The sequence below is a fragment of the Bradyrhizobium sp. LB11.1 genome (assembly GCF_040549385.1).
Lineage (GTDB): Bacteria > Pseudomonadota > Alphaproteobacteria > Rhizobiales > Xanthobacteraceae > Bradyrhizobium.
Map to the genome: position 1 here is coordinate 158,687 of NZ_JBEPTH010000015.1, position 10,313 is coordinate 168,999.

Genomic DNA, 10,313 nt, shown 5'->3' on the forward strand with positions numbered 1-10,313 from the left:
AGGACCGCGATTGCGGCCAGCGCTGCGATGGCCAGGGCTCTCGCGCAGGAGCTAACCGATGTTCTCTCCTGCTCGGTGTGAATCTGTTCCGTCATTGGGCCGTTCCCTCAATTCCCTCAATGCACCGATCATTATCGGCATGTACGAAATCCGAACGCATGCCACGCGGACGAACGCGTCCGCGCCCAGGCGTCGCGTGGCTAGGCAAGGTCAGTTCGTTTGAAGAGAAAGCCTAGCGCAACGAGAGCCGCCCCATGTCCCCGCATCACAGTTGCTGCCGCGGATAGCAGCGCACGCGCTCCGGGTATGTGGCGACTTTGGTGATCCGCAGGGCTTGGGGTATGTCCTCGCTCCATAGCGGTGTGTTCATGTTGGCGCCGCCGGCGTTGTTCGGGCTTCGCGTGGCGTTGCCGGCGAGCTTCTGCGCCGTGACGCGGTTCACTTGCGAATGTCCGCCATAGTCCCGGTTCGCCGGATGACCGTCGACGCTGAGCAGGTAGCCATTGACCCGCGCCGCGGACGAGCGGTCGTATCTCCGCATCGACGTCCGCGGGTTTTATCCGGCACCAGCCGATGATCCTGGCCCCAAGGCCCGCTTCGGCGACCGCTCGGATCGCGGCAATCTCTTCCTGACCCATCGCCGGCGTGCCGGCCTGGATCTCCGTGACTCCGGCCGCAGCCAGCGCACGCGCGATCGAGACCTTGTCCGGTGTCGTGAAGGCCACGCCGGGTGTCTGTTCGCCGTCGCGCAGCGTGGTGTCATTAAGGACTATGGACCTCGACCGATCTTTGTCGGGCCCGGTGATTGCGGCAGCGAACGCCATCAGCGGCTCCGTATGTTTATTCCGTAAACTGTTCAGCAATTGCTGTGCCAACGCGCTCGAATTCCCGAGAACCTGTGAATGACGTCGAATTTCAGATTAGTCGGGTGTGTCGCAAATCCGACAGGGTGGAAACCGCGGAGCGCCAGGTTCGGTGCGCTTACGACCGAGCTGAAGGCAAGCGCCGAGCTTAGAAGCATGTTAGCCGGGCAACGGTTCAAGCTGCAGCAGTTCGGGGAAGCCGCGTGCATTCCGGCGCTTATCGAAGAAGATTCATGAGCCATCGGGTCGTCCAACCACAAGTCGGCGTTCGTAAAAAGTTCAGCGGGGCGCGATGGAGAGGGCGGATGTTGGCCTCGATCGCGCGTCAACATAGAACATCTTGGCGTAAATGTGACGGTCGCATCCGCCAGTTATCAAGCCCGATATCGGCGCCGCCGCGTCCTGCTTAGGCCGCCTGCGCGAAGTTGTTTACCCGGTGTCTTTTTAAACCCTCACTCTGGTCCTGTGACAGTTGGCCGAAAGCTGTCCGATACACCGGGACTGGCGCCGAGGAGCGGGCATCCATTGTGAGCTCAGCCATGCGAACTTGGGGTGGCATGGACGGGGTCATCGAGACGACGCAGATGATCCCGCCGGCGTCCGGCCATCCGGCTCTCCCCGCTCTCCTCACCGAAGCAAAGATCAAAATCATTGCATTCCGTGCAGACCGGCGCGGTACACATCACCAGACCGTCATCTTCGCATAGCGTGCGATAGAAGAAGCGCTTCCAGCGCATGTTCTTGGTGTTGCGAGCCGCCAGCGGCCCGAAATGGCGCATCAGGAGGCGGGACAATTCGTCCCGCTCCCGCAGACCGAGATCTTCCCACAGGTGATTAGGCTCCATGGCGCGCCGCGCGATCATCGTCGCGAGCCAGCCGCCGACCTCGCCATGAGTGGAACGTTGCGCTAGCAGGAGGTCTCGCACCATAATCGTCTCGTCAGGAGCCGGTAACCCGGACTGTTCGCGCCAGGTACAACTCCTGACCGGTGTGGATGGAAAGTACTGCACCAAGAGCGCATCGAGCTCCTGGTTAGTCAAGCCAGCCCGTTCGGGAAGTTGGCTGCCATCCATAGCGGATGCGGCGAGAACGCAAGCGAGCACATGGCGATCGAAATCCTCATCGTCGCTGATGTCGACTTCTGTTAGATGGCGCCCGGTCAGAAGCCCGTAGAGCTCACTTGCATCGCGCGGCTCGCGGACGTGAGCTGCTGATACAGGAGATGACATCGTATTGGCCAATTCGCTTTGTGTGCCAATCATGAAGGTCCCCCAGCTTCTGAGTGGACGATGTCGGCCTTCCCCGGTCGAGAAGGCCGACAACATGAACTATGCCGAAGCAGCGGCGAGCTCGGCGGCGGTCTTGCCGACCAGGCTCTCGTCGACAGGCTTGATGATGCCGTGCTCCATGAGCATATCCTCGAGCTCCTCCATGCTGATTGGCGTCGGGATGGCGCCTTGTCCCGCATTATTGTGGATCTTGCTCGCGAGATTGCGATAGTGATCCGCCTGCTTGGACTCTGGCGCGTATTCCAGCACAGTCATGCGGCGCAGCTCCGCGTGCTGCACGACGTTGTCGCGTGGCACGAAGTAGATCAGCCGGCTGCCGAGCTTCTTGGCAAGAGCATCTGCCAGCTCCAGCTCCTTGTCGGTCTGGCGCTCGTTGCAGATCAGGCCGCCGAGGCGCACGCCGCCGGAATTCGCGTACTTCAGAATACCCTTCGAGATGTTGTTGGCGGCATACATCGCCATCATCTCGCCGGACATCACGATGTAGATTTCCTGTGCCTTATTCTCGCGGATAGGCATCGCGAAGCCGCCGCAGACGACATCGCCCAGCACGTCGTAAGAGACGTAGTCGATGTCCTCATAGGCGCCATTCTCCTCCAGAAAGTTGATCGATGTGATCACGCCTCTTCCGGCGCACCCGACCCCCGGCTCTGGACCGCCGGACTCGACGCATCGAATGTCCTTGTAGCCGAGCTTGATGACGTCCTCGATTTCGAGGTCCTCAACGCTGCCGGCATCCGCCGCCAAGCTCAGAATGGTGTCCTGCGCTTTGGCGTGCAGGATGAGGCGGGTCGAGTCCGCTTTGGGATCACAGCCGACGATGAGAATCCTTTGGCCCAGCTCAGCAAGAGCCGCCAGCGTATTTTGCGACGTTGTCGATTTACCGATGCCACCCTTGCCATAAAACGCGATTTGTCTCAGCGAAGACATGTTGCTCTCCATCAACCGATTGCCAATTTTGCGCGCCGAACGCGCGAGGCTGTTTCTCTCTCAGAAACGTGGGCACACGGGTTTCGGGAAGGAGGCCATCGCTCGCCATCGGCGTCGGCGTGCCCTCAGCCCTCACTCCTTGTTGCTGCATCCAGTTAGCAACTGGCGTGCCATTCGTTCGCACGCGCGTTAAGCATCTGACTAGGCTTGACTAATAGCGCAGCGTCCGAGACCGGAAGCTGTGGCGGACCCGACAGAGGCAAGGACTCTGACAGAAACCCGACAAAGCCTGGCGCGTGGATTCGTGCAGATGGGGTTCGAGCACACCGCCATCATCAAAGGCGAATGTTCCACGACCGGCATGATGGGTACTTGCCGTCAGATGGGTGGCATATCGCTTGCTTTGCCAATCGCGGAACGCTGTTTCCGTGTGACGCGATGTTGTGAGGACAATATGCCTGGAATTGGAAGTAAGTTGCCGCCGTTCGACATCACAGGCGTGAAGCCCGGCTTTCACCTGCCAGAGGAGAACGGGCAGAGTGCCTTCGAGACGCTGACTGACAGGAGTTTCCCGGAGAATGGAAAGTCATCTACTTTTTCCCGAAGGATTTCACATTCGTCTGCCCAACCGAAATCGGTGAGTTTGCTCGCCTATCCAAGCATTTCGCCGATGCGATGCAATCGTGCTTGGTGGCTCGACCGATAGCGAGCTTTGCAAGCTCGCCTGGCGGCGTGAGCACACGGATCTGCACCGTCTATCGATCTGGCAGTTTGCCGACACCAAGGGCGCACTGGTCGATGGCCTTGGAGTGCGATCGCGTGATGGCATCGCGCATCGCTACACGTTCATCGTCGATCCTGAGAACACGATCCAGCATGTCTATGCGACAAGCCTCATGTCGGCCGCAGCCCGACGGACACGTTACGCGTTCTGGATACGATACAGACTGATTAGCTCTGCCCTTGCAACCGCGAAATCGGCGGCGACACGCTTAAAATTGCCTCAGGCAACATATCGAAAGTGCAGCAAGGAGCAGCTCCCGAATTCGAAGGACGTCAGACTCAATCGTTTTTGGATACAGACGATCTTACCGCAAATGCGGCCTGCTGCGAGCGAGTACGGCACGCAATTCAATTCTCATTGCCGCCATGCCGTCTGCCGCGGCCGCCGCGCTGTCCGCGCGCGGCAGTCGCTGCGGCGAAATCGACAGTCTCGATGATGACGATGAACAAGGTTCACCACCGCTCTTGCTCACCTCATAACAAATCCCGCATACAAGAGGATGCCGGCGCGTCTCCGCATGAACATACAAAATACTTGTACGCTTCTGCGCCTACTCGACGCACATCTCCTGCCGGTTCCTTTATATTGTCGCCGTAGGCCGGACCGCGGCTATTCCCTTCTTTCTGCGCCTCGCCGGCACGTCGCAGCCCGTATTTGGGCTCGGCAGATCTATATTCAGCGATGTAAGCCGCACTATGTGACGAACGAGCCGGGCTTATCAGTCTCTGATTAAAACCATGACACTCGACGAGTTTTAGGCCAAGTGAGCCGGTCTATCAGGAAATCGGTCAGCTCGTTCATCGCGCGAGCTGACCCTCGGGCGCAGAACCTGAAACGATCGGATGGCCCGGCGGTCGTAAGCCGCCTGGCCGTCTCGATCATCACGCCGGTCAATTTCCGAACCTTGACGCGTATCTCAGCGCTGGTGACCCAAGCCAATCCCCAAGGTACGTGCTTTCTGTCTTAGAGAGCCCTCGGATCGCTTCATAAGCTTTGAAACCCTAGCTACAGGGGTGCGGGCCTTTGAGTGCGCTTTGAGCAGCTTGACGTCATCCTTACTATACTCTTTGCGCTTGGTGCTTTTTGGCACGTGTTCTCCGATTCCGCTTTGCACATTTGCCTGTAGCGCCTTGTTTTGGCGAAGACGCAACTGCTTTCCACTACCATATCAATGGTCATCGACAACTATTCAAGCGGATTTTTCTCTTGTAGATAAGAACCGGGACTACACGCGAATTTGTCCGCTGTCCTCTGGATCTATATCCGCGTGACAAACCTGATTCTCAACGTGCACGTCAGCGCCTTCAACATGGAAGCAAGCCATAGAGAAGGGACACTCGATGCGTCTTCGAAAAACAGTCCCTTCTTGCTTGAACGCGCCGACTTCACTCACCAGTTTCGTAGTATGATATTTCCAAGCCCCAATACTATTGATGGAGTAGAGCGGATGGGCCGGGACAGTCGCACTGCCTCACTTGCGCGCGCGTCATCAACCGGCCTTCACAGCGAGTGCACGGCGGCGGACTTAATGACGAGTACTCACAAAGGCAAATCTTGCGAAGCCTGAGCGTTACTCCTCGTCAGCAGATCGGGCACGGCTCGCTGATCCAATTTAATCTACCGCAGTATCCTTGGTTTAATAAGCCACGTTGACGTTCCCAGGCGATTCCGTCCTCACGAACAGTTCTGCGAGACCATCGCCGGTCCCCCGTCTCATGGACCCGATGAACGAGTGAGCGACCTGCTCGTGATATTTCCCGGGCCGGGCACTACGGCATGGCAAGCAAGCCGCGGGCCTAGCCGTCCTGTGTGAGCTTGGCACCGGCAGGCGATTGCTTGATCGACTTGCCAGAGCGCTTGGCCAGCACAATGCCGGCGCGCTGCGGCTCATTCGTGAGCTGTAACAGTGACCTCCACCGTCGAGCAGATGCAGGTCGAACTTCCAACCCGGCGGAACGGATTCTGCGTCATGTCGGACGACTCGCAACAGATCCAGGCAAGATGTGGAACTTTCTGCCGGAGCGTCAGGCAGGGCTCAGAGGCTGTATCAATAGCGGCGAGCGTCTACTCGATCTCCGTCAAGGCGCCTTCGAGCACCATCTCCACATCCATTGCCAGAACATCTCCACATCTATTGCCAGAACAAACGTTCAGGGTCGGCGTTCAGAACCGCTGTCGCCAGGCCAAGCCGTTGATGGGTTGAATGCCACTCCCAAACGCCCGTGCGGTGATCGGAGCAGCTGCCATGCCGCCCCAGTCCTATCGTGGTGCAGCAGCGCGACGTCGACGAGGCCGCCCTCCGCATTGATATTGCCTGAGCAGCACGGGCTCTCGACCAGATAGCCGCCAGCAACCGCTGTCACCTTTGGCGAGACATATCGGTAGTGCTCGCGCTTCTTCAGCGCGCGCACGATCCGCCACCGGTCGACCTCGTTGGGATGCGCAGGCAATCCGGAATGATGTCGCCTGATGATTGCGGCGCTCATTGCGCGATATCCTAGACTGCAGAGATTTCTGCCTCGAGGCAGCCAACCACCAACTGCTTGCCGAAGTCGACCATATAAATGGGTAGGTTCGCTTCCGTATGGCGACCGACCTGGACGATCTCACCAATGTACCCGACGCTGACCAGACACTCTTCCGCCGACGCGTCGGGAAAGGAACCGTCGTTGAGCAGATCGATTGCGGCCTTGACACGTTGGCCTGACCGGTATTTTGGCAATCTTGGTTCGATCATCGGGGTGCCGCTCCTGGCAAGAACGGCTCCTCGCCTTCGCGGTTTCGCGTGACTAGATCGAGTTCCTTGCATTTCATGCCGACGCGATTGCCGGAGTTGAGGAATTCGACTCCATAGATATAAAATTGTTGCAGGAATGTGCCGATCGAGATGACATAGCCAAGCTCGCCTTTCTTGACCAGAACCTCACCGATCTCCTTGCCCACATAGGTGCCGTCGTTGCGGATAGTGCGGTTGGCCCGCACGTTGTCACCATAATCAAAGAATGGGGCGTCCGTCAGCTCGACGATGTCACTATCACGGGCGATGTTGCTCATGCTGCCGTCCCTGTTCCATAGTTCAACCGTACCGCGCCCGGCCTTACGGACCGCCCTATCATGATGCTCGATCAACCCCCGCCATTCCCGCACGGCGGCGCTTGCGATCACGGATCGCATGAGCCTGTCGGGATCCCGGTGCAGCAACATCAACGCCCGCAACCTAAACTCCAGATGCTCCAGATAACTATCGTGAGCCCATGGTTGATGTTGAAGAAGCCACCGACGCGGCACGCGCGTCTGTCATCGAGGGAGGCGTGCTTGAGCCGGCGGCGAGCCGCGTGCTCCAGCGCGGGATGCGCACAGCCGACAGAGTCGACCTGATTACCCCGGCAACCCAGGGCATTGTGGACGTCATCACTCACGGTCCCGCCCATACGCTCGAGCGTGCCCAACAACACCTTGGTGCCAGCCTTGTCCGCGGGACAAAGCCCCAGCAGTCTCCCGACAGCTGCCGTCCATCCCGAGTTGCCCGAGACGGATCTGCAAGTCGGCAATATGCGTTGAGCGAGAACAGGAAGACCCACACGAGGTGGTCTCATAACAGCCGAACTCCGGCTTGGTGGCGCCGACCGCACCGGTGGCAGGAAATTCGATTCCGCATCACGTGATCGGGTGCGAACGCCTTGGCATGGCGCAGGTGTACTTTCTGCACCTTCATCGAGGTGAAACCCTGCCGCCCTGGGATGATGCTCGGCCGGCTCGACACCGTGCGACCAAGACAGGACTCGGTGAGGAGGCCCTCGTTTTCTCTCGGACGACCGACTGAAGAAGGCCTCGGGCATGAATGTCGACTGATCAATGATGGCCGCAGGTGACTGGATTGATATCGCGGAAGACGGGTCCTGCGCTCCTCGTGGGCCCATAGGCGAAATCGATCCTCGACGCTCAAGACAGCGGCCTTTGGGCCGACAAGAATAGCTCGACGCGCTCCCACCGACGTGCGCGTCGCCAGAATATGGTTTGGCAACTGGCGAAAAGGTTGGCGACCAGGGCGAGCCGTCCACCCGGTCTGAGAAGGCGAAAGCCGCGGCCGGCGCCTCGTCAAGGCGGGCATCATCCGCCCGAGTTTCTGAACCGTTAGTGTCGTAGTGACATCCATCGTGGCCCTCAAGCAGGCTCCTGGTGACGCGGCAGCGCCGTGTCGAGCACGCATGTGTTGTCAACCGGGCAAACCGCCACGCATTGCGGCTCATCAAAGTAGGCGGCGCACTCGGTGCATTTCTCAGGATCGATCAGGAAAACGCCGGCTCGTTCGGAAATAGCGAGATTCGGGCATTGCGTTTCGCACGCCGAACAGCCCGTGCATTGCGAGGCGATGATCTTGAACGGCATTGTCTGACCCCATCCTCAGGCGGCGGAAATCAGCGTATTGTGGCGGGCCGCCGCATCGACCCGCTCAACGTGCTTGATCTTCCCCTCATTGACTTTATCGAGATAGAGTTTGAACCAGGCGATCGCCGAGCCATCGATGAACTCGCCGGCATACTGATCGACCGGCTCGATTCCGGCCTTGATCAATTCGGCCTTCGGGCAGCCGCCGATCTTTGACACGAACACGGCATGGCAATCGTTGATGGCGCCGATGGCGACTTCGAGCTTGCTGTCCTCGCCATGGCCGCCCTGGCAATAGGGTTGAATAGGACGATGGCCAACGAATTTTGCGCCTGAAGTCGAGAGCTCGTAGATCTGGAACTCCTTGGCATGACCGAAGTGCTGGTTGATCAATCCCGAGCCCTTGGTTGCAACCGCCACCAGCACCTTGATTTCGCTGGACGCGCTGGCGAGCTCCGCAAGCTGCTCCTGCTTGGCCGCAAGCTTTGCAATGCGCGCCTTCTCGACTTTGGCCTGATACTCCTTTCGGGCCTGTTCATCATATTTGAAGTCCATGGCCATGATCTGTTCAATGGTGAATTCGCCGCCGCGGTCCTCCCCGAGCAGTCCGACGGCGTCGGCGCGGCACTGGCGACAGTGACGCATCATGTTCATCTCGCTTTCGCAGCTATCCTGCAATGCTGTCACTTCCTGTGCCGTCGGGGCGCGTTGCCCGCTGCGACCGAACACGGTGCCGTGCTCGGGTGACGAAATCAGCGGCATCACGTTATGCAGGAAGGCGCCGCGGGACTTCACGGCTTTGTTAACCTCAACCAGATGCTGATCGTTAATCCCGGGAATCATCACCGAGTTGACTTTGCACAGGATGCCGCGCGCGGTGAGCATCTCCAGGCCCTGGAGCTGCCGATTGCTGAGGATGCTTGCAGCTTCAATGCCGGTGTAGCGCTTGTGGCGGTAAAAGATCCAGGGATAGATCTTTGCGCCAATATCGGGATCGATCATGTTGATCGTGATCGTCACGTGATCGACCTTAAGTCTTGCAATCGTGTCGACATGATCAGCTAGCGCCAGACCGTTCGTCGAGAGGCACAGCTTGATGTCTGGCGCGAATTTATTGACGAGCTCGAACGTCTTGAATGTCTTGTCCGAATTCGCCAAGGGGTCGCCAGGGCCAGCAACGCCGACCACGCTCATCTGAGGGATGGCGGAAGCGACCGCCAGCACCTTCTTGGCGGCCTGCTCCGGCGTCAACTTCTCGCTGACAACGCCGGGGCGCGATTCGTTGGCGCAATCGTATTTACGATTGCAGTAATTGCACTGGATATTGCAGGCCGGTGCGACCGCGACATGGATCCGGGCATAATGGTGGTGCGCCTCCTCGCTGTAGCAGGGATGGTTCTTCACCTTTTCCCAGACCTCCTTCCGCACATTGCCGATGCCGGCCTGAGATCCGCACCTGCCCTTGCCGCTGCCATCGACCGTACCGCAGCTGTTGTGCTTAGTCATGACTTGCATGGTCTCGCTGATCTCGCCGCCGCCACAAGATACCTGGTGTTGCGCTGAAGTACTCATTCTTCCAATTCTCTTCGCAAGCCGAATCCTTCCAGCAAGCATCCCCAGAGTCGTTTCTGAAAAGCCAAGAGCAACTGGCGTGCCATACCTGCCACAAACGTATTTTGTGGTTCGCTTCAAGCAGTTAGGTACCGCCTGCTCGAATGTCAGTTTTATCAACTCATGTTGGAAAGCTGACAGAATTGCGATCACAAGAGCGCCGGCAGCGCTATTGTGACGGCGGGTACGCGGGTTCATCTATGCCCTTGGGCAAAGAGCATGGCGGCTGGTCGTTGAAAGTTGATCTTGTCGCCGAAATGTGACGCGTATGCAAAGCACAATCCGCCAAAGACGTTCGGGAGCTTTGAAGGACAACTTGAACCGGCGATCCTTCCTAGCATTACAGTTGTCCTTTTGATTTGACATGAGCGCGTTGAGCGGCAGCCTGATGAGCTCTGCGCCAGAAAGACCATGCGATGATGCGTGCGGGTTGAATACGCTTTCGAG

9 protein-coding genes and 2 pseudogenes are annotated in these 10,313 nt (G+C 58.5%); 1 reads left to right on the plus strand and 10 read right to left on the minus strand.

Translation table 11 applies throughout. From position 1 onward, the window contains the following. Positions 1-265: 265 nt before the first annotated feature. The 4 genes and pseudogenes from ABIA96_RS30475 to nifH form a co-directional block, all read right to left on the minus strand. Positions 266-541, minus strand: coding sequence for a hypothetical protein (locus ABIA96_RS30475; protein WP_354053229.1), 276 nt, complete (start codon positions 539-541; stop codon positions 266-268). Next, positions 531-824 (minus strand): annotated as a pseudogene (locus tag ABIA96_RS30480) (hydroxymethylglutaryl-CoA lyase-like TIM-barrel protein); the annotation flags it as partial. The gene ABIA96_RS30475 and the pseudogene ABIA96_RS30480, both read right to left, overlap by 11 nt. A 572-nt stretch (positions 825-1,396) precedes the next feature. Beyond that, positions 1,397-2,125, minus strand: a complete 729-nt coding sequence (locus ABIA96_RS30485) for a nitrogen fixation protein NifQ (RefSeq protein WP_354140636.1) — start codon at positions 2,123-2,125, stop codon at positions 1,397-1,399. Positions 2,126-2,191: 66 nt separating this feature from the next. Further along, positions 2,192-3,082, minus strand: a complete 891-nt coding sequence (nifH, locus tag ABIA96_RS30490) for a nitrogenase iron protein (protein WP_247457901.1) — start codon at positions 3,080-3,082, stop codon at positions 2,192-2,194. Between the two features lie 454 nt (positions 3,083-3,536). On the opposite strand from nifH, the pseudogene ABIA96_RS30495 reads away from it, so the two are divergent. After that, a pseudogene (locus ABIA96_RS30495) lies at positions 3,537-4,037 on the plus strand (redoxin domain-containing protein). A gap of 1,979 nt (positions 4,038-6,016) precedes the next feature. Here ABIA96_RS30495 and ABIA96_RS30500 read toward each other — a convergent pair. From ABIA96_RS30500 to nifB, 6 genes are all read right to left on the minus strand, one after another. Continuing rightward, complete coding sequence (locus ABIA96_RS30500; protein ID WP_502916603.1) at positions 6,017-6,352, minus strand: DUF3024 domain-containing protein; 336 nt, start codon at positions 6,350-6,352, stop codon at positions 6,017-6,019. An 11-nt stretch (positions 6,353-6,363) separates the two neighbouring features. Beyond that, entirely contained in the window at positions 6,364-6,603 is a 240-nt protein-coding gene (locus ABIA96_RS30505) for a nitrogen fixation protein NifZ (protein ID WP_247388549.1), read from the minus strand. Further along, positions 6,600-6,920: a nitrogen fixation protein NifZ gene (locus tag ABIA96_RS30510; protein WP_247457904.1), complete on the minus strand. Its 321-nt coding sequence runs from the start codon at positions 6,918-6,920 to the stop codon at positions 6,600-6,602. The genes ABIA96_RS30505 and ABIA96_RS30510 overlap by 4 nt, the downstream gene beginning before the upstream one ends. Before the next feature lie 149 nt (positions 6,921-7,069). Further along, positions 7,070-8,116 (minus strand): 4Fe4S-binding leucine-rich repeat protein, encoded by a 1,047-nt coding sequence (locus ABIA96_RS30515; RefSeq protein ID WP_354053226.1) that lies wholly within the window; start codon positions 8,114-8,116, stop codon positions 7,070-7,072. After that, a complete protein-coding gene (locus tag ABIA96_RS30520) occupies positions 8,031-8,255 on the minus strand; it encodes a 4Fe-4S binding protein (RefSeq protein ID WP_247457905.1) in 225 nt (74 codons plus the stop codon). The genes ABIA96_RS30515 and ABIA96_RS30520 overlap by 86 nt, the downstream gene beginning before the upstream one ends. A 15-nt stretch (positions 8,256-8,270) precedes the next feature. After that, complete coding sequence (nifB, locus tag ABIA96_RS30525) at positions 8,271-9,827, minus strand: nitrogenase cofactor biosynthesis protein NifB (protein ID WP_354053228.1); 1,557 nt, start codon at positions 9,825-9,827, stop codon at positions 8,271-8,273. Positions 9,828-10,313 lie beyond the last annotated feature (486 nt).